Raw genomic sequence first — 25,910 nt, 5'->3', positions numbered from 1 at the left:
TGCATTGCGCTTAGCGGCACCCGGCAAGACAAAAAGCCCCTGACGATGTGAGTCGTCAGGGGCTTTTTGCTATTTGCCGAGGTTGTACAGTTTCAAACGGAATAACGGCCAACCTAATTAGCGGGTATCCACCTAAACCGATTGGCGATTAGTGTTATCGCGACTGGCGATAACGAACTTCAAGCCGTTGATATATCTGTTATTTCATCCATAAACACCTCATCAGCACTTTCGATCGAACTCGCCGCTTGTTCCTACACTGTTTATTGAATGCATATCCCGCAATTTCATCCAGCGTAAAAAGGAACTACTCGATCATGGACGACACCCTCACCTCTGCCACCTATGCCAGGCTCTTCCCCGAACAAGTCGCCGACAAATGCGCGCCTGACGCCCTGGAATCCAACGTCGGGCCTCTGGCCTATCTTCACGCGCTCCATCAGCAAGCGTTGAGTCTGGAGGCCATCGGTGATGCCGCTCTGCAGATCAAGCTCGCCGAGCGACGTCCGGATATCGAAGAGCAGGTTCTGAATCAAAGCAGCCTTGAAGATCAGCTTCCGGCCCTCACCCTTGCGATTGATGCGATGGAGCGAACAGCCAATTCGCACGCAGGCAAAGACAAAGTACTGGCAGAAGAGATCGCGAAGGCGCACTACCCCGCACAGCTGCCATTCCATCTGCCTCTGGAGCAGATCAAAGCGGTGTTGAAACAGAAGAACACCTCACTGTTCGACCTGCTCCAGCGCAGCGAATACAGCTACCCAAGCTTCACTTCTGACAATCTGCGCACTGAAGAACTCAGGGAGGTGATGCTGAAAGCAGCTGGTCTCAATCCCGCGCTGCAATCTTTACTACTCGATGACAGGGCCATTACCACTAGCGACTATCTGCAAACACTCTATGGGGTCACTGGCGACACAAGCAAAATTCTCGATCAACTGATCGATGTCGACACCCTGTGCAGACAAACCGGCTTGAAACCGGAAAGCATTCTGGAGCTGCTGGCCACTTCGGGCGTTCCTGACGACGGCAGCGAAGCCATCACCACGGTAAAACGATCCAGTGCGTTCGGCTCTGCACAAGAAACAGCACCGCTCGCCGGCCATATTTATGGTGCAGTGTTCATCAATAATGCAACTGCACCTGCGGTGTCACTGGAAGATATTTTCGAGGGGCCAGGCATCAATCTCAGACTCAAAGGTGCAAGTGCGGAGCATTTGCGCCGCATTCATAAAATGATTCATCTGCAGCATGCGCTGCAAATACCGTTCGCGCAGGTTGATCTTCTGGTAATGGCAGCCTTGCGCGCGGAAGGTCAGACCCAGGATTTCCACTTCACCCAAAACACGCTCAGAGCACTGGGCGTCTTCAGTTACATGCGCGATGAATACAAGGTCACCCCCGAACAGTTCGCTGCGCTTATCAACGGATTGACGCCCTACGCGGTGGGTGAAGAAACACCTTTCCTGGACCGCGTTCTCGATGGCCCTGGCGCAGGACAACTGGCCGACGTCGCGACCTGGCTGACTCTGGATGGTCGCGAGTTCGAAATCAGTTCCACCACCCAAACCAGCGATAGCCTCAGCAAATCCCCCATGGGGATCATCTGCCGCGCTTTCGCTTTGGAAGAGCGCGTAGCGAATATTTACCTGACACAGGTGGTTCAGGCATTGGGGCTCAAAAAACCAAATTTGTCCCTGCCCGTCTTTTCTTCACTTTATCGTCTGACCAGACTGCCTCGTCTGTTACGGCTGAGCATGGACGAGGGCACCAGCCTCATAGCGTTACTGGCTCAATCAAATCTGCGAGTGTGGGCACAACTTGCAGGTAAACCTGAGATCACTCGAGACGAGGTCTATTTCGCAGACGACGGGAGCGAAGAAGTTACCGAAGCAGGGGAATGCGACATCCTCGACCTATTGACCGGCTTGATAAACCTCGAAATCTGGCTAAGGCGACAACGTATTCCTGCACAAGCGTTACTGAGTTGGTTAACCCCGCTGCCCGGTGATATCAGTGCTGAACTCAAGCCTCTGATCAGACTGGATGCACGCATCCAGCAAACCCTCGTCGACGCGCTTCCGCGCATTGGGGCCGCCCTGTTGACCGAAACGCAAATTGCGCAGGAAGTCGGTTCTGCGGTGTCGCCCGCATCGGGTTCTTGGCTCGACACGTTGTCGGCATTTTTGGATGCTCGGGGCCTGGTGATGCCAGTCGCCCTGGCCGCCGACAAGAAACTGGCCGACCTGTTGGCAGACGCACTCAAGGGCAAGCTCAAAACTGCCAATGCGCTGCTGAGAGCAACTGTGGACATTGACCCGGTCAGCGAAGCACTGGAGCGGCTGATTACCAATGCAACCGTCGCGCAGGAAGACATCGTCAAGCACATCCTCAGTCAAGCGTTGGGCAAGGGTGAAGACGGACGCGCATTCACGCCGGAGCATGCGCTGGCACTATTGCGTTGGGTTGAAGAAAGCCGTTACACGCTCTTGGCCGACGTATTGACGGCCCGGGACAATGCCTCTTCAACCGCAGCAACGCTCGAAGGGCTGAATCTTGAGTCGTGGGACAAGCTTGCTCGACATGCGCAGGTGATCAAATATTTTCAGTTAAGCCCTGCCGGACTGACCGCCCTGCTCGATCACCCAGACTGGTTCGAACTGGCCGGCGACACCGACAGTCAGGGTCAATCCCCTTCGCACCCGCCTGCACTTACCCTTGAACTCTGCTACCAGGTCGGCTGCTATCGGGAATGGATTAATAAATGTCATAACGCTGGATTCGCCGAAGACGATGCGCTGGATTATTTCGCCAAGCTCCCCTCCAGCGATCAAGCGGATGCGCCTCTGCAAGCCGCCAGGCGACTCGGCAAACTCATCGGCTGGCCGGAGAGCGAAATCGCAACGGCATTGCCGTCTGTCGAGGTGAAAGTCGCCGGATTGAAAAAAACCTTTGATGATTTTCTCAGCTTGCTGACCCCCTCGGAAATGCACTGGTACCGCTACTGCGAGAAAAATCATGCCCTCAAAGGGCTGGGGGCACTACTCGAACGATACCTAAAGGCCCAGAGGACCAATACAAAAGATCCAAAGGTGGAGCGAATCTACGACAAATTTGTGCAGTTTTTAAAAGATAACCCTGGCACCTTAAAGGTGCGTGAAGATCAATACCTGCCTACAACTACCCCTGCCGCGTGGAAACGCATTAGCAGTATCAAACCTGCCGAGTCTAGATCTCAGGTAAAACTTGAGATTTACCCTCAGGGCGCGTCGACTACGGAAACCGAAACGCAATACACGTATGTCAAATGTGTACCCAGTACCATCGGTGACATTGACTTTATTCTCCATCAACAGTCGCTGTGCGAAAAAACCGGGCTGTCATGCCGCTCACTTCTGGATTTATGCCTGCTCGACAGTGAATCTTCATTTAGCGATGTAGAAAGCAGTGCCCAGATACTGATGGGCGCCTGCAGCGATGAAGAACTGGCGGCGATGCAACCTGCGCTTCGAGAACATTGGCGAAATGCGCTCGCGGCTTACCTGCTGGGCTATTGGGCAGTATCGACTCCACCCCTGAAGCGTTTTATATCGAACCATGACGACCTTTCCAGTTACTTTCTGACTGATGTTTGGGTGAGCTCCGCTGTCAACACAAACGTGGTGATGCAAGCAACGGCCAGCCTTCAACATTACCTGCACAGACTGTTTGCTCGTCTGGACCCTGGGTATCTGACTAATATTATCGATCAAAACACAGCGGACTTCTGGCGGGAGTACCTGAGTGAATATGGAATTTGGAAGATAAGGCAGACGCAGCTCAACCACCCAGAGAACCTGATCTACTATGCCAACCGTCCCAATAAAAGCACCGCCTTTCAATCACTGGAAGTTGAGCTTAATCAGGGTAAGCTGGACCCTGAACTGCTACAGACAGCCATCACCGGCTACCTGACCAAATTCGAGCAGACCAGCAACCTGCAAGTGGTCAGCGGGTATCTGGATGGCATCGATCCAAAAAACGACACTTACCACTTTATCGGCAAGACCAATGCTTCTCCGCCTGAATATTACTGGCGTTCCGTAGACATGAGGCTGCGTGATGATAAACACCGACTGAGCCCACTTGCATGGAGTGAATGGGAGAAGATCAGCGTGACTGCAACCGGTCAGATCGAACAGAGCACGTATAAGGACTCAGTGGCCACACATAGCTGTGACGCCATTCGCCCGGTGATGATCGAAGGTCGACCCTATGTGTTCTGGGTTGAACGGGGCACGGTTGGCCTGCCCTCTGCGGACGATAAAAATCAGACCCCCACCAAGTTCAAGAAAATCAGCGTTCAGTACATTTATAAGCAAAGCGATGGCTTCTGGTCCCCGCCGAACGAGCTTCTCTGCCTGGACGGCACGAAAGATGGCAAACGGCTGCCGGATGCAGGTAATGCTTACCTGAAAGACGACACTTATGTGCCCGGCCTGATCGCACTGGTAGACGCGGAGGGAGAACGCGCCAAGGACCCTTGGTTGAGAGTGATGCTCTATAACTGCGACTACACTGCCAACGCAGGAACGGCAGAGCCTACGAAATCTGGAGCTTTCAATAAGGATTATTTTATTGAGTCAAGGGACTTGCTGCTGATCGACAAAAAAGAAATGACTGAAAAGGTCGCGAAAGTCTTTAGCGAAAAGCTTTACAACGCCTTCGGTGACATTAGAAAGATCCAATACCCGGACTCGGTGAATAACAAACAAATCAAACTCAGAGCTACAGAATTGGGCGTCATGAGGTATGAACTGGAAAATTACAAGCACGACTCGATATCAAGCCCAAACTTCGACACAACGCTAAGAGCCGAAGTAGAACAGCACCTGAAAACTATTTCACTGAATGAAGTCTCTAGACATGGATTTGCCAGCTTTGCTAAAAAGTTCCCGCTAATTTCTCAACTACCATTTTGGGTTTTTAATGCCGGCGTCAATGACACTGGGTTATGGTCCAGCGACGGTAGAAAACTTACCGATGAAGACTTTGATAAAGATTCTATATCCTACAAAAGCCCTAAACGTGTAGAACCAGGCAGATTTAATAATCCAAACGCGCAAGACATATACAATAATCCAGACGCCCCGGAAAATACTCTATACTTTTCCAAAAAAAAATGGTCCGCCACCTTATCGGCCTCTCACCTGCGTGACAACCTTATAAATGTCACTGCTCACTACCCCCAACAGATAATAGACGGGACCTCCATACCACTATTTACTGCCGACACCAGAAACAGCGACCTGTCGCCAAATCAGAACCATTACGAAGTTAGTATTGAGGCGAATGACGGAGTTTCAGAATCTAAAGAACTCTACCCTTTTTTTATCAACCTGACAACCAGCGACAATACGATTACCGGGGTGACTTATTCATTGAAGGGAGATCAAGTAGAAATCATAGAAGCTCTGACACCTCAACCCACGGCCCCCTCTGCTAAAAGCCGAACCTACAGCGCCTACTTGAATAAACTTGATTTTCTATTTGAAGAAAATTTCAGGATCGAGCTTTCTTATGCTCCTGATAAGAAATCCGTGCCGATACAAATAGTCCTCAACCCGGCAGCCTATAAAAAAACTGACCTGCGGCTCTATGCCAAGAGACCTGACCAGACATCGTTCCACCGACTGACCGAGGAGAGCGTACTTGCTGACGGTCAGGCGGTGCTTAGTCAAGAGTTCACCTGCACAGTGTCGGGCCAGTATATATTTGCGCTGTGTGAAGCAGGCGACCCGTTGCACAATGTCTTCGCCACGTTTGACTACCGGGGGTTGGATGCGTGGAATATCGCGATAAAACGGAATGACCAACAAGCTCAGTACCTGGACTTGAACTCAGTCACCGAGCAAAGCCCAACCCTCCCCTCAAACGCCATTCGGCTGAATACATTGTTTGGCAAACAGCTGGTGGCCCGCGCCACGCGCAGTGTTGAGCGCGCACTGGAGTGGGATGCCCAATGCATCGAAGAACCGACCATCGATGCCAACACTCCGGCGACCCGAGTTGACTTCCATGGCGCCAACGGCGCTTATTTCAGGGAGTTGTTTCTGCATTTGCCGAATCTGGTCGCCACTCGCCTGAGCGAACAACAGCAGTTTGACGAGGCCGAGCGTTGGTACACCCGTTATTTGTTCGATCCCTACAGAACACAGGAAGACGACAAGGAACGCCCTCCCTTCTGGAATACTCGACCGCTGGCCGAGGTGGGATCAGGCAATTCAGAACTACTAAAGCAGATTAACTCAACGAGCAGAGCCTTCATTCTTTCGCGGTACTACCGACAAGCGGTCTTCCTTGCGTTGCTGGAAAACTGGCAGCGCCAAGGCGATCATTTTTATCGGCAGCTCACGCCTAGCACGCTTAACCATGCCTGGCTCTGCTATCAGAAGGCACTGAAGCTGATCGGACCGCTGCCGGAACGCGCGTCAGTGTCTCGCTGGGTGCCGATGCCACTGCAAAGCGTGAACCATTCGCTATTTCGTGCACCGATCAACGAGCGCATTACGACTGCCCGGAGAACGTTGGAGCATCGCCTTTTCAACCTCAGGCACGGGCTGACGCTCGATGGCAAAATTTTGCCAGTGATGGACTGGCGCACGGAGGGCGCAGACTCGTTTGGATTTGGCCAGCGTGGCATCGGCCAGCTCATCAGTACCTACAACAGTGATCGGGCTCAAATTCCCGGGTATCGCTTCCGCCAGCTCATCCCGATGGCCCGTGCGGCCGTGCAGCAACTTCAGGACATGGGCCGCCACTACATGAAGCTGATGGAGGACGAGTTCAATACGACACTGTCAGTCCTGCTCAAACAGCAGGAAATAAAGATATCCGACTTCACCATGAGGCTTCAGCAGGAGTCGATCAACTCCGTCAGAGCCAAAAAAAGTACCTTGTTGCTGGGCAGGCAGGCAGCTGTGTTCAGGAGGGATTACTACACGAATCTGATTGACGTCGGCCGCTCCCCGATGGAGGAAGCCGCCACTGGACTCATCTCGTTGGCCTCCGCTTTTGAGACCGCCAAAGCTCCCTTGTCCGTCGGCAAAGGTCTCTTAGAATCAGTGCCGTGCATATTCGGGGTTGCATTTGGCGGTCAAAGATACGCCGCAAGCTTGAGCGTTGCGATTGCATCCCTGGGAGGCGTCAGCATGGTCAGCAGATTTACGTCACAGCAGTTGCTGATGGAAAGTGGCTACGAACGCCGGGCAGCCGGATGGAAGTTCGAGTTGAAACAAGCCGAACTGGACATCCAGTCCATAGACCTGCAAATCAAAGAAACCAACATCGAGCTTAACGCAGCAACCATCACTCTCGACGCCGCTCGAGCTGAACGCCAGAACCTGGAACAAGCCCATGAGGCAATGACCACCTGTTTCACAAGCGTCCCGACTTACAACTGGATGGTCGCCAGACAGGAATTGCTATATGGCCCCGCTTACGACGCCGTGTTGTCGCTGTGCCTGACCACCGAAGCGGCCTGGCGCTATGAAATTGGCGACTACAAACGGCCTGCCTTTATCAAAACCGGCGCCTGGGTGGATTCTTACAAAGGCATGCTGGCTGGCGAGTCACTGCTGGTGAACTTGCAAGAAATGGAAAACGCGCATATCCAGTGCAATGAGCGGCGCCTGTGCATCAAGAAAACGATAGATGTGAGGCGCGGGCAGTCGGACGACCAGTGGCTTGAGCAACTCAAAACGCTGTCCAGTAATCCCCTTGTTTTCGGATTCACCTCGCAGGATTTCGACAACAACTATCCGGGGCATTACCTGCGTCAAATCAGGCACGTTTCAGTGTCATTCGTGATGGCATCAGAGGCCGGCACCACTTTGGAGAACGTCAGCGCCATTCTCACGCAAACAGACAGCACGATCTTGACCGAACCGACAGAGGCAGGCGCGGATTATTTGTATAAGCCCGGCACCAAAGCACCCGATAGCATCAGACAAAACCTCAGGGCTCAACAACAAATCGCGCTGTCGTCCGCGCAAGCCGATGACGGATTGGGTTTCGACAAGGCTGACTGGGTGTATGAATTGATGTTCCACGACGGGCGATACCTGCCCTTCGAGGGTACAGGCGCTATTTCACGCTGGCAGTTGAGCTTTACAGATGTCGACTTTCTGAAAAAGCTGACGAGCATCGACGGGAAGACGAGCCTGCTCAAAAACATCCAGATACAACTGGTCTATACCGCGCGGGACGGAGGCAAGGACTTCACTAATACGGTGAAGACGCTTATGAAGGCTGAAAAGTAGGCATGTTTCAACGTGGAGCCCGAGGCGACGGATCAGCCGCAACCTCGGGCTTTTTTCTCGCGAGACCGTTAACACCCGGTAACCAACCCTCAATCGCAGAAGATTTTCAGGCGGCGTAGCCTTCCTCGCTCCTCCCAAGCAAGGACGCTTCGATGCTGCTCTCACTTCGCACACTGGCCCTCTGCGCACTGCCTCTTCTGGCTAACCAGGTCAATGCACAATCCTGCCCCGACTGGTCGCCCTTCAAAGCCCGCAGCGAGATCGCGCTGCAGCAGGCGCAGATCGAAAAATGGGATGACAGCTACCATCGTCAGGGCGTGTCGTTGGTGGCTGATGAGCTTTACGACCAGTCGCGAGAGCGTCTGGCTTATCTGCGCAGTTGCTTCGCCCGGTCGCCCGCGGCTGGCGATGATCCGCTGAAAACGTCTGGGGGCACGATCGCCCACCCGGTTCCTCACACCGGTCTGAACAAGCTGCGCGACGAGATGGCCGTGCAGGCCTGGCTCAAGGGGCGCTCGGATCTGTGGATTCAACCGAAAGTGGACGGCGTGGCCGTGACGCTGGTGTATGAAAACGGAAAGCTGGTGCAGATGATCAGCCGCGGCAACGGGGTTACCGGTCAGGATTGGGTCGGCCATGCGCACCAGATTGCGTCGATTCCTCATCATCTTGCGTGGGAAAAGACTTTGGTGTTGCAGGGCGAGTTGTACTGGAAGCTCGACGATCATGTGCAGGCCGATGCCGGCAGTCTCAATGCCCGAAGCAAGGTAGCGGGTTTGATGGCACGCAAGTTCATCAGCGAAGCCGAAGGCGCCAGTATCGGACTGTTTGTCTGGGACTGGCCAGACGGCCCGACCGCGATGCGCGAGCGACTGGCGGGGCTCAGGGCGCTGGGGTTCGAAGACAGTCTGCGGTTCAGTGAGCCGATGGAGGGTTTCAATCAGGCGCAGCGCTGGCGCGACCATTGGTATCGCAGTCCGCTGCCGTTCGCGACCGATGGTGTCGTGATCCGCCAGGGCGAGCGGCCCACCTCGCAGCGCTGGCAGGCGAAGGCGCCGTACTGGATCGCTGCCTGGAAATACCCTTTCGCCCAGGCACTGGCCGAAGTGCGCAAGGTCAACTTCAACGTCGGCCGCAGCGGCAAGATCACCCCCGTACTGGACCTGGTTCCTGTTCAGCTGGACGACCGCAAGATCAGCCGTATCAGCGTCGGCTCGCTGCGACGCTTTGAGGAGCTCGACATTCGCGCGGGCGATCAGGTGGCGATCAGTCTTGCCGGGCTGACGATCCCGCGACTGGACGGCGTGGTCTCGCGCAGTGCTGAGCGTGAGGTCCTGAAGATTCCGGTGAGTACCGACTACCATTCGCTGAGTTGCTGGCAACCGGTCGAAGGCTGTGAAGGCCAGTTCCGGGAACGCCTGAAATGGCTCAGCGGCAAGAAAGGACTGGCACTCAGCGGAGTCGGACCGGGCACGTGGGACAAGCTGATAAATGCCGGACATATCAATGGGTTGCTCGACTGGATGACCCTTGATGGTGCACAACTTGCTAACATTCCCGGTCTCGGCTCGCGCAGCAGCGCTAAACTGCTGGAGACTTTCCAGGGCGCTCGCGAACAATCCTTTGTTATCTGGCTCAAAGCGATCGGTTTACCGCCGGCCGCAGGTGCCCCTCTTGGGGATTCCTGGTCGGCGCTCGCCGCTCGCAGCGTTGATCAGTGGCAAGCGCAAAGCGGTGTTGGCCCGGGTCGTGCGAAGCAATTGCACGCTTTTTTTCAAGACCCGCACGTGCAGGCGTTGAGTGAGCAACTGCGGGAACAGGGTATTCAGGGTTTTTAGTCATTTATGGCCGGACGATTGTGTGCAGCGTCCGGATGTGTGTATTCAAGGAGCGTCCATGAAATTCTTGTCACCGCTGATCATGTTCACCGCATGCGGCCTGCTGGCTGTTCCAGCCTTGGCCGCCGAGCAGGCGCCGGAGTTGAGCGGCTGCGCAGCCAAGCGTCAGGACATCAGCAATCAAATCGAACAGGCCAAAGCAGCCGGCAATGCCAGCCAGCAGGCCGGGCTGGAGAAAGCCCTGAGCGAAGCCACTGCCAACTGCACCGATGCAGGACTGCTCAAACAGCAGGAACAGAAAGTGCTGGATGCCAAGCGTGAGGTCAGCCGTCGTCAGGCTGATCTGAACAAGGCGATGGACAAAGGCGATCCAGAGAAGATCAACAAGCGCAAAGACAAGCTGGCCGAGTCCCGCAAAGAATTGCAGGACGCACAGGAAGAACTGGAGAAAGTTCAGCCTGACGAAGACGACGAATAGGCGGACCTGAATAGCACGGCCGCTGCGCATTCGCCAGCACGGCCATCGGTTGGAGCCGCGCGGGATCAGTGGTCGCGAAACTCTTTATGGCACGCGTCGCAGGCGTCTTCGACGTTGTTCATGGGCGGGATCATGTTCGCAGGCGTCAGCTGAAGTTGCTCAGTGGCGACCACCAACTCGCCGGTGCGGGTCTCCAGCGCTCTTGCCAGCGTTTGAAATCGCGCCTGTTTTTGCCAGACAGCGTCCTTGGCGCTGGTGTGCTCGGACTCTTTGACGGCAGGAAAATGCTTCCAAGGCTCGTGGGAAAGGGCGTCGAGCTTGACCGCACCGGCTGCGAAAGCCGGACCGTCGAAAGGCAGACGCCCTCTCAACATTCCGCCGATGTCTTCGCTGGTTTTCAGCATCTGTTTGAAGACCGCCTTGCGCTGTGCCAGCGGAGAATCCGCGTCAGGCCCATTGCAGCCACTCAACAGCAGCGCAGCTGCCACGATCAGACTTGCCGCTGACCGTGACAAAGCCCTTGAATACGACCTTATGAACTCACTGGATTCTGACTTCATGACGACTACTGACTGAACCGGCACAGCCGTGAAAATCAATACGATTCAAACCCGGATCAGACAGAAACGCCGAACAGGGCAACCACCAGCGCCAGACCGATGAACCACACCAGCGAGCGCAACGCAGCAAGGTCCGCCAGATAGAAGATGATGTAGAGCAGACGTGTCGTCACGAAAAGAACGGCCAGCACATCGATGGTCACCAACTGCGCGACGCCTGCGACGTGGGCGATGATCACGCCTGCCGCGAATCCCGGAATCGCTTCGAAACTGTTTTGCTGCGCGGCGTGAGCGCGGCGAGGGAGACCTTCGAGCTGGTCGAGGAAGTCCCGCGGATTGTGGTTCTGTCGGGCGCCGAATCGGCCACTGCTGAACTTCGCGATCGAAGTGCAGACCAGCGGCAACACAATCACGATCAAGACGCACCAAAACGCAACCGTCATACCAATATCCTTTTTTAGAATGTGAGCTTCATCAGAAGCATCCCGGCCAGCACCAATCCACAAGCTAAGAGCCGTGGGCCACCGAAAGGTTCTTTCAGATAACGCATACCGAACAGCACCACGAGCACGACGCTGACTTCACGTAATGCGGCGGCCTGCGCGACCGATCCCGACTGCATCGCCCAGAGCACCAGGGCGTAGCTGAATAACACGCAGAAACCCACGCCCAGCCCCAGTTTCCACTGTTCTCGCCAGAACAACATGAACGCCGGGCGCTTGTTGACCACTGCAAGCAGCGGAAAAGGCCACGCGCTGATGAACGTCAGCCAGACCAGATAATCCAGCGGGGCCACGCCACGCTTGAGTGCCTGCCCGTCAATCCAGGTGTAACTGCCAATGCACAACCCGATCAACCCCACCACCGGCAGCATCGACCAAGGCAGCCGATCACCGCCGCCGCCCTGCCACAGCAGGCAGATCATGCCGCAAGGGATCAGCAAAATACCGACTATCTCCTGCGCCGTCAGCTGCTCGCCCGCAAAAATCAGCGTAAGCACCAGCACCACCAGCGGCGACAGCCCGCGCATCAGCGGATAGACCAGCCCAAGGTCGCCGACGCGATAAGCCCTGATCAGCAACGCGCGATAGAGCACTTCGAAGAGCGCCGAGGCGACCAGCCACGGCCAGATGTGCAAGGGCGGTGGAGCAACGAATCCGATGGCCAGAACTGCCAGAAAAAAAGCCACGACGTCCATGCTGGCGATGACCAGCAGGCGCTCGCCGCTGAATTTGATGAGTGTGTTCCAGGTGGCATGCAGCAGTGCTGCGATCAGCACCAATGTGGTGGCGAGCAATGACGTCTCCCTGTGAGCGTGGTTCTACGAGCGTGCGATGGGTCGCTCGGGCCGGAGCATCGCGACCTCTCGCCGCGCCGGCGCGAACGAGGATAATGGATTGACCCGATGGCGACACGTCATGTGTATCGCTCATGTCGCGCTCGCTGCCTGCTGCCACAAGCCGCAGGTTTGGCTAAGATGCCTGCCACGACAGCCGACAGCCGACAGCGGCTGCACTTCGATGCCAGGAGCCTGAATGTCCAGCGAAGACGACGCCACCGTCAGTGGCGCAGCACCCATGATTCCCGACCAACGCCGGGAGTTGATGCTTCGCCAGTTGCGCAAACATCAAGTGCTCAGCGTGCATCAGCTGATGGAGATGTTCGATTGTTCGCACATGACCATCCGCCGCGACATCGCCCTGCTCGAACAGAGCGGCCGTGCCTACTCGGTCACAGGCGGCGTGCGCATCGCGAGTCAGGTCCACAGCGAACCCAGTCATCAGTCCAAGGCGGTCGTCGAGCTGCCGCAGAAGCAAGCGATGGCCAAGCTGGCCGCAGGCCTCCTGCACCCGGAAATGACGGTCTATCTGGACGCCGGCACGAGCACGCTGGAAATCGTACCGTACATCGTCGCCTTGTCCGGGATGACCGTGGTCACCAACGATTTTGGCGTGGTCAATGCGCTGGCCGACGCGACGCATGTCGATGTGATTCACACCGGCGGGATGCTCGACCACCCGAACCGTTCGTGCGTCGGCGGCCTGGCGGCGGCGACCCTGCGACAACTGGCGACTGACGTGGCGTTCATGTCCACCAGTTCCTGGGATCTGCAGCGCGGCACGACAACGCCTTCGGCGTTGAAAGTTGAGGTCAAACAGGCCGCGATGCAAGCGGCATCACGCTGTGTGTTGATTACCACCAGTTCAAAATACGGCACGTTCGGCATGTACAAGATCGCCGGGCTCGAGCAGTTCGACGCGATCATCAGCGACGACGGACTGGCTCACGGCCCCGCCGAAAGCATCCGCGCCCATGGCGTCGAGTTGATGCTGGCGTCCGTCGACAAGCCGCGCTGAATTTGCCTGCACGCTCTCCTGTGCAAGCGTGGGCTTGCTCGGGAGTGCGAGTGCCGTCAAACCACTCGCTGCTGACTCACTGTGATCGCGGGCCAGCGTTGCTGCCACCCATCATGAAGCCTCGGCCCCGCCGAGGCTTTTTGTTTGCGGTCAAAAAATGATCAGTGTTAAATTTTGTTAACTGAAAAAATTACTTCACATTATTCGTTCACAGGTTCACTATCTTTAACAGATCAGAACAAACACCGTTCGAGTGCTGATGAACTTCGGCGCTCAACCCGAGGAGAGACTCATGAATAACAAGAACGTCGGCGTGATTGGTTTGGGTGCCATGGGCCTGGGCATCGCCCGCTCCCTGCTGCGCAGCGGCTTCAACGTTCATGCCTGCGACGTACGCGCAGCCGTCACTGAGCAATTCGCCAGCGAAGGCGGCGTTGCGTGTGACTCTCCGGCCGCCATGGCCGCCGCCTGCGATGTGATCATTACTGTCGTGGTCAATGCCGAGCAGACTGAAACCGTGCTGTTCGGCGAAAACGGCGCGGTCGCTGCGCTCAAGCCAGGCAGCCTGATCATCGGCTGCGCCACTGTCGCACCGACGTTCGCCATCGAGTTGGGCCAGCGCCTGACCGAGAAAGGCCTTCTCTACCTCGACGCCCCTATCTCCGGCGGCGCAGCCAAAGCCGCTGCCGGTCAGATGACCATGATGACGTCCGGCCCGGCTGACTCCTACGCCAAAGCAGACGCCATCCTCAACGGCATGGCCGGCAAGGTGTATCGCCTGGGCGACGTTCACGGCCTGGGCTCGAAAGTCAAAATCATCAATCAACTGCTGGCTGGCGTGCACATCGCTGCCAGCGCCGAAGCCATGGCGCTCGGTCTGCGTGAAGGTGTCGACGCCGATGCGTTGTACGAAGTGATCACCAACAGCGCGGGCAACTCGTGGATGTTCGAGAACCGCGTGCCGCACGTCCTGAAGGCGGACTACACGCCGCTGTCGGCCGTGGACATCTTCGTCAAGGATCTGGGCCTGGTGCTGGATACCGCGCGCGCCAGCAAATTCCCGCTGCCGCTGTCGTCCACTGCGCACCAGATGTTCATGCAGGCGTCCACCGCAGGCTTCGGTCGCGAAGACGATTCCGCGGTGATCAAGATTTTCCCGGGCATCGAATTGCCGACCGCCAAACCAGACAGCAACTGAGAGGCCGCAGATGAGCAACATGACTCCGCGCCCTCTGCTGGGCTGCATCGCCGACGACTTCACCGGCGCCACCGACCTTGCCAACATGCTGGTTCGCGGCGGCATGCGCACCGTGCAGAGCATCGGCATTCCGAGTGCAGACAGCTTGGCCGAGCTGGACGCCGACGCGATCGTGATCGCCTTGAAATCCCGGACCACGCCAGCCGCCGAGGCTGTCGACGAGTCGCTGGCCGCGCTGCAATGGCTGCGTGACCGAGGCTGCGAGCAGATCTTCTTCAAGTACTGCTCGACGTTCGACTCCACTGCCAAGGGCAACATCGGTCAGGTCAGCGAAGCGCTGCTCAACGCGCTGAACAGCGATTTCACCCTCGCTTGCCCGGCGTTCCCGGAAAACGGCCGCACCATTTTCCGAGGGCACCTGTTCGTCCAGGACCAACTGCTCAACGAATGCGGCATGCAGAACCATCCGCTGACGCCGATGACCGACGCCAATCTGGTGCGTGTCCTGCAATCGCAGACCCGACAGAAAGTCGGTCTGCTGCGTTACGACAGCATCGCCAAGGGCGTGGATGGCGTGCGTGCGCGCATCGCCGAGCTACGCGCCGAAGGTGTGGTCATGGCGATTGCCGACGCGCTCTCGGACGCCGATCTGTACACCCTCGGTGAAGCCTGCGCCGACCTGCCACTGCTCACCGGTGGTTCAGGGCTGGCGCTCGGCCTGCCGAACAATTTCCGCAAAGCCGGCAAGCTGCGCGATATCGACGCTGCTCGACTCGAGCAAGTCCAGGGCGGCGAAGTCGTACTCGCCGGCAGCGCCTCCGTCGCCACCAACGGCCAGGTTGCCGCGTGGCTCGACGCCGGGCGTCCTGCCCTGCGTATTGACCCGCTGGCGCTGGCCGATGGCAAGCCGGTGGTTGAGCAGGCACTGGCATTCGCCCGTGACGCCGGCCAGACCGTTCTGATTTACGCCACCAGCAGCCCCGAAGAAGTGAAAGCCGTACAAAAGCAGCTGGGTGTCGAACGTGCCGGCGCCATGGTTGAAGAGGCGTTGGGCAAAATCGCCCGTGGCTTGCTGGATGCCGGCGTGAAACGTTTTGTCGTCGCGGGCGGAGAGACCTCCGGCGCGGTGGTTCAAGCCTTGGGCGTCAGCCTGTTGAAGATCGGTGCGCAAATCGATCCAGGCGTTCCGGCGACGATCAGCAGTGGTCAGCAACCACTGGCACTGGCGTTGAAATCCGGCAACTTCGGTGGCCGCGACTTCTTCGATAAAGCGCTCAAGCAACTGGCCGGAGGCGCTCAATGACCACTGAAAACAAACAGCGTGAAGAAATCTGCGAGATCGGCCGCCTGCTGTTCGGTCGCGGCTACACCGTGGGCAGCGCGGGCAACATCAGCGCCCGCCTGGAAGACGGTTGGCTGATCACCCCCACCGACGCGTGCCTGGGACGTATGGACCCGGCCGCGATCGCCAAGGTCAATCTGGCCGGCGAATGGGTTTCGGGCGACAAACCGTCCAAGACCCTGGCGTTGCATCGTCAGGTGTACGACCGCAATCCCGGCGTCGGCGGCGTGGTGCATACCCACTCCACTCACCTTGTAGCGCTGACGCTGGCGGGCGTCTGGAAGCCGGACGACATTCTGCCGCCGATCACGCCGTATCAGGTGATGAAAGTCGGCCACATTCCGTTGATTTCCTATGAGCGCCCAGGCTCGCCGAAGGTCGCAGAGCAAGTGGCGAAACTGGCCAACAGCGTGCGCGGCGTCATGCTCGAGCGGCTCGGGCCGGTGGTCTGGGAAAGCTCGGTGGCCAAGGCCGCTTACGCCCTGGAAGAGCTGGAAGAAACCGCCCGGCTCTGGCTGATGAGCAACCCCAAACCCGAACCGCTGGACGCAGCGGCTCTGGAAGAACTGCGCCAGACGTTCGGCGTGAACTGGTAATCGCGACAGCGTTTTGAACGGGGCCGTTGCGACGGTTTCGACGGCCCCGGCGATGCCGGAAAACAATAAAAAAGGACACAACATGACTCCTCTACTCCTGATGATCATCGCCGGAGCCGGCATCGCTCTGTTGCTGCTTCTGGTGCTCAAGTACAAATTCCAGCCGTTCGTGGCGCTGATGCTGGTCAGCATCATCGTTGCACTGGTGGCCGGCGTTAAACCGGCCGATCTGGTCGCAACCATCGAAGGCGGCATGGGCAAAACCCTTGGCCACATCGCGATCATCATCGCGCTGGGCGCCATGATCGGACGGATCATCGAGCTCTCCGGCGGTGCAGAAGCGCTGGCCAAGACGCTGATCAACCGTTTCGGCAACAAGCGCACGCCACTGGCGCTGACCGTCGCAGGTTTCATGGTCGGGATTCCGGTGTTCTTTGAAGTCGGCGTGATCATCCTGATGCCGCTGGCCTACGGCGTAGCCCGTGCCGCGCGCAAACCCCTGCTGATCTTCGCCCTGCCGATGTGCGCAGCTCTGCTGTCGGTGCACGCGTTCCTGCCACCGCATCCGGGTGCCGTTGCCGCTGCCGGACAATTGGGCGCGGATCTGGGTCGCGTGCTGATGTTCGGCCTGCCGATCGTTGCCGTGCTGTGCTTGATCGGCTACGTGATTGCCGGACGCATGACGCGCAAGACCTACCCGATAACCGACGACATCCGCAGTGAAGTCTACGGTCCGCACATCAGTAATCAGGATCTGGTCGACTGGGCGAACAACGACTATTCCAAGACCGCCGACGCGACCCACTCCGGCAAGCAACTGGGCCTGGAAGAAAGCGCCAGCAGCCTGGCCGCTCGTTTGCCGAAAGCACCCGCTCCGGGCGCGGGCATCATCATTGCGCTGATTCTGCTGCCTATCATTCTGATCCTGCTGGGCACACTGGCGACCACCATGCTGCCTGCCGACTCCGGCCTGCGCAGTGTGCTCACCGTTCTCGGCGCACCTCTGGTTGCGCTGCTGATCGACACGCTGCTGTGTGCGTGGATTCTGGGTTCGCGCCGTGGCTGGAGCCGCAGTCAGGTCTCGGACGTGATCGGTTCGGCGCTGCCGGGCGTTGCCATGGTGATCCTGATTGCCGGCGCTGGTGGCGTGTTCGGCAAAGTGCTGGTCGATACCGGAATCGGTGCGGTGGTGTCCGAAGCGTTGCGCAACACCGGTCTGCCAGTCCTCGCGCTGGGCTTCCTGCTGACATTGCTGTTGCGCGCCGTTCAAGGCTCGACCACAGTGGCACTGGTCACGACCGCCGGTATCCTCAGTCCGCTGATCGCGACCCTGAACCTGAGCGCCAACCACATGGCTCTACTGTGCCTGGCCATGGGCGGTGGCGGCTTGGCCATGTCGCACATCAACGACGCCGGTTACTGGATGTTCACCAAGCTGGCCGGTCTGAACGTCGGTGACGGCCTGCGCACCTGGACTTTTCTGGTTACCGTACTGGGCACGCTGGGCTTCCTCATGACCTTGCTGCTCTGGCCTTTCGTCTGACGGCTCCGGCCCTTTTCAAGACAGGAGAAAAACATGCCTCGTTTCGCTGCCAACCTCAGCATGATGTATCCGCAACACGATTTTCTCGCTCGCTTTTCCGCTGCGGCCAGTGACGGTTTCGAAGGCGTGGAATACCTGTTTCCGTACGAATTCAAGGCTGAAGAAATCAAGCTGCGCCTTGAGGACTTCGGCCTGACGCAGGCGCTGTTCAACGCCCCGCCGGGGGACTTCAGCAAGGGCGAGCGCGGGATTGCATCGCTGCCGGGGCGCGAGAGCGAGTTCCGCAGCGGTTTCCAGAAAGCGCTGGAATATGCCTCGGTCCTGGGCAATGACCGGATTCACGTCATGGCGGGCCTGCTGCCAAATGAGGAGCTGCGTCAGAAGCATCACGCGGTGTATCTGGAAAACCTGAGCCACGCGGCACAGGAAGCAGCGAAGGCTGGCATTGCCGTGCTGATCGAGCCGATCAATACCCGCGACATTCCAGGCTTCTTCCTCAATCGTCAGGATCAGGGTCAGGCCATCCTCAAGGAAGTCGGGGCCGATAACCTGCTGGTGCAATTCGATTGCTATCACTGCCAGATCGTCGAGGGCGACGTGACCACCAAACTGCGTCGCGACTTTGCTGGCATCGGGCACATCCAGATCGCCGGCGTGCCGGATCGGCATGAACCGGACATCGGTGAAGTGAATTATCCGTGGCTGTTCGAAGAAATCGACCGCTTGGGCTACACCGGCTGGGTCGGCTGCGAATACCGCCCGCGCGGCGATACCAGTGAAGGGTTGCAGTGGCTGCGGGACTGGAAGGCGCGTAATCCCGGGTAATGCACCCTGCCTCCACTGTAGAAGCGAACTTGCTCGCGAAGCGTCAGATCAGACAAAATTTTTCGCCTGAAACACTGCCATCGCGAGCAAGCTCACTCCTACCTAGTTCGCGGGGTGACACAACCCGGCGACACACCACAAGCCCTGTAGAAGCGAGCTTGCTCGCGAAGTGTCAAATCAGACAGAATTTTTTCGCCTGAATCACCGCCATCGCGAGCAAGCTCACTCCCACCTAGTTCGAGGGGTGACACAACCCGGCGGGACACCGCAAGCCCTGTGGGGAGCTTGCTCGCGATGGCTGATTTCCAGACGCTGCAACTCCACAGCATGTTCCGGCCTCTTCCCGGCTGAAGCCGGTCCTACTGACGCTGTAAGTTTTTCGTAGGACCGGCTTTAGCCGGGAACCCGTCGGATATCACGCCGCTGATCGAAGAGGGCGTTAAAGAAAGCTGGCTCGCCCCCACAGGTTCCGCATTGATCAAAAATCCGCGCCCATTGCGCGCATCACCCGTTGATCACCTCTTCCTTGAACTGATCTTTCACGTAGGTGATCTCGGTCTTGCCGTGAGGGGCAGGCAGGCCATCCTCACCCAGGTTCACGAAGACCATTTTCTCAACCGTGAGAATGCTCTTTCGGGTGATCTTGTTGCGGACCTGGCAAGTCAGCGTGATCGAAGTGCGGCCAAACTCAGTGGCCGTGATGCCCAGTTCGATGATGTCACCCTGACGCGATGCGCTGACGAAGTTGATCTCGGAAATGTACTTGGTCACCACTCGCTGATTACCCAACTGGACGATGGCGTAGATCGCCGCTTCTTCGTCGATCCAGCGCAGCAGACTGCCGCCGAACAGCGTGCCGTTGGGGTTCAGGTCTTCGGGTTTCACCCACTTGCGAGTGTGAAAATTCATGGTGCTCTCCTGTCATCTGCCATTTGATGAGGAGCATAGTGCCAGCCCTCAACGTTTACCTCCATTGAGCATCGACTATGGTCTCGATTAGTCGCTCGTCATTTATCTGTGTCTCGCCCTTGGGCTGGGTCAAAGACATCGTTATACTCTGCACCGCTTCAAAGAACGGTCATCACCGCTTGATACCGTTTTTCCCGCCACCTGTCCGAGGGGCGCTGCAGCAGGTCAGACCTGTCAGGCTCGGATGGGGCGTTGTTTGCTCAAGGCTCAATGCAGCCGGGCAAGCCTTAAACGCACAACGGCGCCCATTCGCACACTACGAATGGAGACTCTTATGAGCGCTGTACTGACGCCCGCCGACTTCAACGATTACAGAGTTGCCGACATCACCCTGGCTGCCTGGGGCCGTCGCGAAACCATCATCGCTGAATCCGAAATGCCTGCCCTGATGGGCCTGCGCCGCAAATACGCCGGCGAGCAACCGCTCAAAGGCGCGAAGATCCTCGGCTGCATCCACATGACCATTCAGACCGCCGTGCTGATCGAAACCCTGGTTGCCCTGGGTGCCGAAGTACGTTGGTCTTCCTGCAACATTTTCTCGACTCAGGATCAGGCCGCTGCCGCTATCGCCGCCGCCGGTATCCCGGTTTTCGCCTGGAAGGGCGAGACCGAAGAAGAGTACGAGTGGTGCATCGAGCAGACCATCCTGAAGGACGGCAAGCCTTGGGACGCCAACATGATCCTCGACGATGGCGGTGACCTGACCGAGATCCTGCACAAGAAATACCCGGCGATGCTGGATAAAATCCACGGCGTCACCGAAGAAACCACCACCGGCGTACACCGCCTGCTGGACATGCTGGCCAAGGGCGAACTGAAGATCCCTGCGATCAACGTCAACGACTCGGTCACCAAGAGCAAGAACGACAACAAGTACGGCTGCCGTCACAGCCTGAACGACGCGATCAAGCGCGGCACCGACCACCTGCTGTCCGGCAAGCAAGCGCTGGTCATCGGCTACGGTGACGTGGGCAAGGGTTCCGCCCAGTCGCTGCGTCAGGAAGGCATGATCGTCAAAGTGACCGAAGTCGACCCGATCTGCGCCATGCAAGCCTGCATGGACGGTTTCGAGCTGGTATCGCCGTTCATCAACGGTGAGAACGACGGCACCGAAGCCAGCATCGACAAAGCGCTGCTGGGCAAGATCGACCTGATCGTGACCACCACCGGCAACGTCAACGTCTGCGACGCGAACATGCTCAAAGCGCTGAAAAAACGCGCCGTGGTCTGCAACATCGGTCACTTCGACAACGAAATCGACACGGCTTTCATGCGCAAGAACTGGGCATGGGAAGAAGTGAAGCCACAAGTGCACAAGATCCACCGCACCGGCGCTGGCGAGTTCGACCCACAGAACGACGACTACCTGATCCTGCTGGCCGAAGGCCGTCTGGTGAACCTGGGTAACGCCACCGGTCACCCAAGCCGCATCATGGACGGCTCGTTCGCCAACCAGGTGCTGGCTCAGATCTTCCTGTTCGGCCAGAAGTACGCCGACCTGAGCCCTGCTCAGAAAGCCGAACGCCTGACCGTTGAAGTTCTGCCGAAGAAACTCGACGAAGAAGTGGCCCTGGAAATGGTGCGCGGCTTCGGCGGCGTCGTGACCAAGCTGACCAAGACCCAGGCCGACTACATCGGCGTGAGCGTCGAAGGCCCGTTCAAACCGCACGCTTATCGGTACTGATAAGCCTGCTGGAGGGCGTGCCCCGTTGTGTCGGGCACGCCACTTTTGCAAGAACGACCGCAGCTTTGTAGGAGCGCGCTTGCCCGCGATTGCAGTGTGTCAGGCAAGAAAATGTTGCTGACACACCTCAATCGCGGGCAAGCGCGCTCCTACAGGGCACGCACAAGGCTTTTGAGCTTCCAAGGTTATGACTATGTCCCAAGACCGTCGCTACAGCTTCGAGTTCTTCCCTACGAAGACCGACGCTGGTCATGAAAAACTGCTTGCCACGGCCCGTACGCTGGCTGGCTACAATCCCGATTTCTTCTCCTGCACTTACGGTGCCGGGGGTTCCACGCGCGACCGCACGATCAACACCGTGCTGCAGCTGGAAAAGGAAGTGAATATTCCTGCGGCGCCGCATCTGTCGTGCGTCGGCGACAGCAAGGCCGATCTGCGCGGTTTGCTTGCGCAGTACAAGGAAGCAGGCATCAACCGCATCGTCGCCTTGCGCGGCGACCTTCCGTCCGGCATGGGCATGGCCAGCGGTGAGCTGCGTTACGCCAATGACCTGGTGAGCTTCATTCGTGAAGAAACCGGCAGCCACTTCCACATCGAAGTTGCGGCCTACCCGGAAATGCACCCGCAGGCGCGCAATTTCGAAGACGACCTGAAGAACTTCGTGCGCAAGGCCAATGCCGGTGCCGACAGTGCGATCACCCAGTACTTCTTCAATGCCGACAGCTACTTCTACTTCGTCGACCGCGTCGAGAAACTGGGCGTCAGCATTCCGGTCGTGCCGGGCATCATGCCGATCACCAACTACAGCAAGCTGGCGCGCTTCTCCGACGCCTGCGGAGCGGAAATTCCGCGCTGGATCCGCAAACAACTGGAAGCCTACGGCGATGACGCGGCGAGCATCCAGGCGTTCGGCGAGCAGGTGATTACCGAGATGTGCGATCGACTGCTGCAAGGCGGCGCGCCTGGCCTGCACTTCTATACGCTGAATCAGGCGGAACCTAGCCTGGCAATCTGGAACAACCTCAAGCTTCCTCGCTGAAACGCCGCATCCGGCTTGAGCGGCTCTCGCGATCGCGAGGCGACGCTCTGGCGGCAGGCTCTCAGCGCAATGAGGCCTGCCCGGGCACTCGGAAACAATGCTTCTATTTCGGGGTCGAGCGTCGTAATCTCGCCCAATGCCTCAGACCTTCCGACTGCTGATCGCCACCCTGCTCGCCTGCCTGAGCCTCAACGCTCTGGGCGAAAAGCTGCGTATCGTCACCGAGCCGTGGTCGCCTTACATCATCGTCGACGACCAGCATGTTTCCGGCCTGGATTACGACACCACGTCCATTGTCTTCCAGCGTCTGGGCATCGATGTTCAGTGGCAATTCCTGCCGTGGAAACGCTGCCTGATGATGCTCCAGCAAGGTGACGCCGACGGCATTCTGGATATCTTTCAGGCGAGCGAGCGCGACAACTTGCTTTACCCGGCCGAGCCCATGTCGGACGTCAATTACGTGATGTATCAGGCCAACGCCCGGCCCCATGCTTTCAATAGCCTGGACGATCTGCGCGGGCTGACCATCGGTGTGTCGCCAGGCTATTTGTACAGCCCGGAGTTCGACAGCTCGACGCTGTTCACACGCGAGCCGGCACCCAGCCACGAGGCCAACTTTGGCAAACTGATTCGCGGCCGTATCGACCTGATGGTGACTGACCGCCTCGTCGGCCAGAAAATCATCGACCAGTTGAAATTGCGCGATCAGGTGAGCCAGCTCCCCGGTGTTGTCAGCCACCGAGAGCAATTTCTTGCGTTGCGACGTAACGCTGGCATGGATTTACTGGTACAACGTTTCAGTGCCGAGTTGAAACGCTTCAAACGTGAACCCGCCTACGCGCAACTGGTAGCGCGCTATACGGGCGAGACACTGGTGGCGCCGGCAACGCAATCGGCGGCGCCACCAGCAGCCGGCATCGATAAAACCGTTGAGCAGCATGAAAGCAGCGCGTTGTGATTGCTCTGTTATACTCCGGCGTTCCCGCCAGGCTTACGCCCGGATGCTCGGTCTCACGGAAGACTTCTCGATCACGCCAGCAGCGCATTCTTCACCCAGCGCTCATGCCACGAGTTGAACTTACAGACCCCGACAGGACCGGACGGGATTGCGCTTTCTCATGCCAATCTGCGCCCGGAAGATCATCCCTATTTGGGCCCCTTGGCCCCAACTTAAGACAGGATTACTCATGTCCTTTGCTTCCCTCGGTCTCTCCGAGGCTTTAGTCAGCGCCATCGAGGCTGCTGGCTATACCCAGCCTACTCCGGTGCAACAGCGGGCTATCCCCGCCGTGTTGCAAGGCCGCGATCTGATGGTCGCCGCTCAGACAGGTACTGGTAAAACCGGTGGTTTCGCTCTTCCGATTCTGGAGCGTCTGTTCCCCGCCGGTCATCCGGACAAATCCCAGCGTCATGGCCCGCGCCAACCTCGCGTACTGGTCCTGACCCCAACGCGTGAACTCGCAGCTCAGGTTCACGACAGCTTCAAGATCTACGCCAAGAACCTCAAGTTCGTCAGTGCGTGCATTTTCGGCGGCGTCGGCATGAACCCACAGGTTCAGGCCATGGCGCGCGGCGTCGACGTGCTGGTGGCCTGCCCGGGTCGCCTGCTCGACCTGGCCGGCCAAGGCAGCGTCGATCTGTCCCACGTTGAAATTCTCGTGCTGGACGAAGCCGACCGCATGCTCGACATGGGCTTCGTTCACGACGTGAAGAAAGTCCTCGCTCGCCTGCCTGCCAAACGCCAGAACCTGCTGTTCTCTGCGACGTTCTCGGCAGACATCACGGCCCTCGCCGGCAAGCTGCTGCACAACCCGGAACGCATTGAAGTCACGCCGCCGAACACCACGGTCGAGCGTATCGAACAGCGCGTTTTCCGCCTGCCAGCCAACCACAAGCGCTCGCTGCTTGCCCACCTGATCACTCAGGGCGCATGGGAACAGGTGCTGGTGTTCACTCGCACCAAGCACGGCGCCAACCGCCTGGCCGAATACCTGGATAAACACGGCCTGAGCGCTGTGGCCATCCACGGCAATAAAAGCCAGAACGCGCGCACCAAAGCGCTGGCCGACTTCAAGGCGGGCACCGTTCGCATCATGGTCGCCACCGACATCGCGGCTCGCGGCCTGGACATCGATCAATTGCCCCACGTGGTCAACTTCGAACTGCCGAACGTTGATGAAGATTACGTGCACCGCATCGGCCGTACCGGTCGTGCCGGACGCACCGGCGAGGCGATTTCGCTGGTCGCGCCAGACGAAGAAAAGCTGCTTAAAAGCATCGAGCGCATGACCAAACAGAAGATCGCGGACGGCGATCTGATGGGCTTTGACATCACCGCCGTAGAGGCTGAAAAGCCTGAAGTGCGTGAGCGTCCGGACGTACGCAACCCGCGCAATGCTCGCGGCCCTCGGGGCGACGGCCCTAATGGCGGCGGCGGTGGCGGCGGTCGCAAGGACAAGGGTAAAGACAAGGGCAAGGAAAAGCCGGCAGCGGCAGCGTCGGGCGAGCGTCCGGCACGTCCCGCTCGTCAGCAGAAGCCTCGCCAGGGCACGCCGTCTAACGAAGCACGCCCGTCCCAGCCACCCGCACCGCGTGCTGACCGTGCGCCTGACGAGTTCCTGGATGACGAAGTCGACAACTTCGGTAATCGCGCCGACTACGTGAGTCCTTATCAGGGCAAGAATCAGCAAGGCCGCAACCGTCGTCCGGGTGCTCCGGCCACTGGCGCAGCACCTGCGCCACGCGGTCAGGCTCCGGGTCGCAGCGGTCCGCGCAATGGCGGCGCCGGTGCCGCCGCGGGTACAGGCGCGCCAGCCAAGCGTAACGGTCCTCGCAACGGTTCAGGCCGTGATGGTCAGCCGCGTCGCGACGACCAGCCACGCAACCGTCGCCCTGCGCGTGAAGATCAGGCTGCCCGTCAGGAGCCTGCGGTGAAAGGTCCTCGTGAAAACCAGAACCAGCCGAAGATCATGCACAAGGAATCCAAGGTCGACCGCTTCCCGTCGGCCGAGCTGCTTGATCAGTTGCCAAGCCGCCCACGCGGTGAAAAACCTGCCCTGCTGACCCGCAATCGCGAAGGTTAAGCCTGGCTGAAACGAAAACGCCCCGACTGGTTCGGGGCGTTTTTGTTTGTCTGTATGCGCTGCCGCCACAGCCCGGGCACGCTCAGGCTTGCGTTCAG

Annotated in this window: 17 protein-coding genes and 1 riboswitch; of the genes, 13 read left to right on the top strand and 4 right to left on the bottom strand. The window is 58.2% G+C overall.

The genetic code is table 11. The annotated features are described in order from the left end of the window. The first annotated feature begins 317 nt into the window (after positions 1–317). The 3 genes from AAGQ88_RS01620 to AAGQ88_RS01610 all read left to right on the top strand — a co-directional run bounded on the left by AAGQ88_RS01620 (position 318) and on the right by AAGQ88_RS01610 (position 10,616). On the top strand, positions 318–8,300 hold the full coding sequence (locus AAGQ88_RS01620) for a neuraminidase-like domain-containing protein (RefSeq protein WP_342654272.1): 7,983 nt from the start codon (positions 318–320) through the stop codon (positions 8,298–8,300). A gap of 152 nt (positions 8,301–8,452) precedes the next feature. Continuing rightward, the gene (gene ligB / locus AAGQ88_RS01615) at positions 8,453–10,138 is read left to right on the top strand and encodes an NAD-dependent DNA ligase LigB (protein ID WP_342654271.1); all 1,686 of its coding nucleotides are present in this window, start codon (positions 8,453–8,455) and stop codon (positions 10,136–10,138) included. A gap of 58 nt (positions 10,139–10,196) precedes the next feature. Further along, a complete protein-coding gene (locus AAGQ88_RS01610) occupies positions 10,197–10,616 on the top strand; it encodes a DUF1090 domain-containing protein (protein ID WP_093468394.1) in 420 nt (139 codons plus the stop codon). Positions 10,617–10,681: 65 nt separating this feature from the next. Here the strand turns inward: AAGQ88_RS01610 and AAGQ88_RS01605 are convergent, their stop codons facing one another. From AAGQ88_RS01605 to AAGQ88_RS01595, 3 genes are all read right to left on the bottom strand, one after another. After that, positions 10,682–11,104: a cytochrome c gene (locus AAGQ88_RS01605; RefSeq protein WP_342654270.1), complete on the bottom strand. Its 423-nt coding sequence runs from the start codon at positions 11,102–11,104 to the stop codon at positions 10,682–10,684. 128 nt (positions 11,105–11,232) lie between these two features. After that, the gene (locus AAGQ88_RS01600) at positions 11,233–11,619 is read right to left on the bottom strand and encodes an MAPEG family protein (RefSeq protein ID WP_342654269.1); all 387 of its coding nucleotides are present in this window, start codon (positions 11,617–11,619) and stop codon (positions 11,233–11,235) included. Positions 11,620–11,633: 14 nt separating this feature from the next. Next, positions 11,634–12,473, bottom strand: coding sequence for a DMT family transporter (locus AAGQ88_RS01595; RefSeq protein ID WP_342654268.1), 840 nt, complete (start codon positions 12,471–12,473; stop codon positions 11,634–11,636). Positions 12,474–12,711: 238 nt separating this feature from the next. On the opposite strand from AAGQ88_RS01595, the gene AAGQ88_RS01590 reads away from it, so the two are divergent. The 6 genes from AAGQ88_RS01590 (at position 12,712) to otnI (ending at position 19,037) form a co-directional block, all read left to right on the top strand. Beyond that, the gene (locus AAGQ88_RS01590) at positions 12,712–13,533 is read left to right on the top strand and encodes a DeoR/GlpR family DNA-binding transcription regulator (RefSeq protein WP_093468381.1); all 822 of its coding nucleotides are present in this window, start codon (positions 12,712–12,714) and stop codon (positions 13,531–13,533) included. 292 nt (positions 13,534–13,825) lie between these two features. After that, positions 13,826–14,731, top strand: coding sequence for an L-threonate dehydrogenase (ltnD, locus tag AAGQ88_RS01585; protein WP_342654267.1), 906 nt, complete (start codon positions 13,826–13,828; stop codon positions 14,729–14,731). Between the two features lie 10 nt (positions 14,732–14,741). Next, on the top strand, positions 14,742–16,034 hold the full coding sequence (gene otnK, locus AAGQ88_RS01580; RefSeq protein ID WP_342654266.1) for a 3-oxo-tetronate kinase: 1,293 nt from the start codon (positions 14,742–14,744) through the stop codon (positions 16,032–16,034). Beyond that, positions 16,031–16,669 (top strand): aldolase, encoded by a 639-nt coding sequence (locus tag AAGQ88_RS01575; protein ID WP_342654265.1) that lies wholly within the window; start codon positions 16,031–16,033, stop codon positions 16,667–16,669. Before otnK ends, AAGQ88_RS01575 begins: the two co-directional genes overlap by 4 nt. Positions 16,670–16,751: 82 nt before the next feature. Further along, entirely contained in the window at positions 16,752–18,212 is a 1,461-nt protein-coding gene (locus AAGQ88_RS01570) for an SLC13 family permease (RefSeq protein ID WP_342654264.1), read from the top strand. Between the two features lie 33 nt (positions 18,213–18,245). Then, the gene (gene otnI / locus AAGQ88_RS01565; protein ID WP_342654263.1) at positions 18,246–19,037 is read left to right on the top strand and encodes a 2-oxo-tetronate isomerase; all 792 of its coding nucleotides are present in this window, start codon (positions 18,246–18,248) and stop codon (positions 19,035–19,037) included. Positions 19,038–19,541: 504 nt separating this feature from the next. On the opposite strand, the gene AAGQ88_RS01560 is transcribed toward otnI, so the two are convergent. Then, positions 19,542–19,946: a hotdog domain-containing protein gene (locus tag AAGQ88_RS01560; RefSeq protein ID WP_093468364.1), complete on the bottom strand. Its 405-nt coding sequence runs from the start codon at positions 19,944–19,946 to the stop codon at positions 19,542–19,544. A 201-nt stretch (positions 19,947–20,147) separates the two neighbouring features. Continuing rightward, positions 20,148–20,260, top strand: a riboswitch (S-adenosyl-L-homocysteine riboswitch). Between the two features lie 20 nt (positions 20,261–20,280). Here AAGQ88_RS01560 and ahcY point away from each other — a divergent pair. The 4 genes from ahcY (at position 20,281) to AAGQ88_RS01540 (ending at position 25,812) form a co-directional block, all read left to right on the top strand. Next, a complete protein-coding gene (gene ahcY / locus AAGQ88_RS01555) occupies positions 20,281–21,690 on the top strand; it encodes an adenosylhomocysteinase (protein WP_342654262.1) in 1,410 nt (469 codons plus the stop codon). 193 nt (positions 21,691–21,883) lie between these two features. Further along, positions 21,884–22,729 carry a methylenetetrahydrofolate reductase [NAD(P)H] gene (gene metF / locus AAGQ88_RS01550; RefSeq protein WP_285426778.1) on the top strand — a complete coding sequence of 282 codons (846 nt, stop codon included), beginning with the start codon at positions 21,884–21,886 and terminating at the stop codon, positions 22,727–22,729. A 136-nt stretch (positions 22,730–22,865) separates the two neighbouring features. Continuing rightward, positions 22,866–23,687 (top strand): transporter substrate-binding domain-containing protein, encoded by an 822-nt coding sequence (locus AAGQ88_RS01545; RefSeq protein WP_342654261.1) that lies wholly within the window; start codon positions 22,866–22,868, stop codon positions 23,685–23,687. A 229-nt stretch (positions 23,688–23,916) separates the two neighbouring features. Next, a complete protein-coding gene (locus AAGQ88_RS01540) occupies positions 23,917–25,812 on the top strand; it encodes a DEAD/DEAH box helicase (RefSeq protein ID WP_342654260.1) in 1,896 nt (631 codons plus the stop codon). Positions 25,813–25,910: the final 98 nt, after the last annotated feature.

Origin of the sequence: Pseudomonas sp. F3-2 (genome assembly GCF_038804275.1) — a bacterium.
In the GTDB taxonomy this organism is placed as follows: Bacteria; Pseudomonadota; Gammaproteobacteria; order Pseudomonadales; family Pseudomonadaceae; genus Aquipseudomonas.
Note: the sequence above shows the minus strand (reverse complement) of the source record. Positions and strands in the feature narration are given on the sequence as shown.

Excerpts from the sequence above, each read along its gene's own strand:
- otnK (WP_342654266.1), top strand. The coding sequence starts at position 14,742 with ATGAGCAACATGACTCCGCGCCCTCTGCTGGGCTGCATCGCCGACGAC.
- AAGQ88_RS01570 (WP_342654264.1), top strand. The coding sequence starts at position 16,752 with ATGACTCCTCTACTCCTGATGATCATCGCCGGAGCCGGCATCGCTCTG.
- AAGQ88_RS01590 (WP_093468381.1), top strand. The coding sequence starts at position 12,712 with ATGTCCAGCGAAGACGACGCCACCGTCAGTGGCGCAGCACCCATGATT.
- ltnD (WP_342654267.1), top strand. The coding sequence starts at position 13,826 with ATGAATAACAAGAACGTCGGCGTGATTGGTTTGGGTGCCATGGGCCTG.
- otnI (WP_342654263.1), top strand. The coding sequence starts at position 18,246 with ATGCCTCGTTTCGCTGCCAACCTCAGCATGATGTATCCGCAACACGAT.
- AAGQ88_RS01540 (WP_342654260.1), top strand. The coding sequence starts at position 23,917 with ATGTCCTTTGCTTCCCTCGGTCTCTCCGAGGCTTTAGTCAGCGCCATC.
- ligB (WP_342654271.1), top strand. The coding sequence starts at position 8,453 with ATGCTGCTCTCACTTCGCACACTGGCCCTCTGCGCACTGCCTCTTCTG.
- ahcY (WP_342654262.1), top strand. The coding sequence starts at position 20,281 with ATGAGCGCTGTACTGACGCCCGCCGACTTCAACGATTACAGAGTTGCC.
- AAGQ88_RS01620 (WP_342654272.1), top strand. The coding sequence starts at position 318 with ATGGACGACACCCTCACCTCTGCCACCTATGCCAGGCTCTTCCCCGAA.
- AAGQ88_RS01600 (WP_342654269.1), bottom strand. The coding sequence starts at position 11,619 with ATGACGGTTGCGTTTTGGTGCGTCTTGATCGTGATTGTGTTGCCGCTG.
- AAGQ88_RS01545 (WP_342654261.1), top strand. The coding sequence starts at position 22,866 with ATGCCTCAGACCTTCCGACTGCTGATCGCCACCCTGCTCGCCTGCCTG.
- AAGQ88_RS01560 (WP_093468364.1), bottom strand. The coding sequence starts at position 19,946 with ATGAATTTTCACACTCGCAAGTGGGTGAAACCCGAAGACCTGAACCCC.
- AAGQ88_RS01610 (WP_093468394.1), top strand. The coding sequence starts at position 10,197 with ATGAAATTCTTGTCACCGCTGATCATGTTCACCGCATGCGGCCTGCTG.
- AAGQ88_RS01575 (WP_342654265.1), top strand. The coding sequence starts at position 16,031 with ATGACCACTGAAAACAAACAGCGTGAAGAAATCTGCGAGATCGGCCGC.
- metF (WP_285426778.1), top strand. The coding sequence starts at position 21,884 with ATGTCCCAAGACCGTCGCTACAGCTTCGAGTTCTTCCCTACGAAGACC.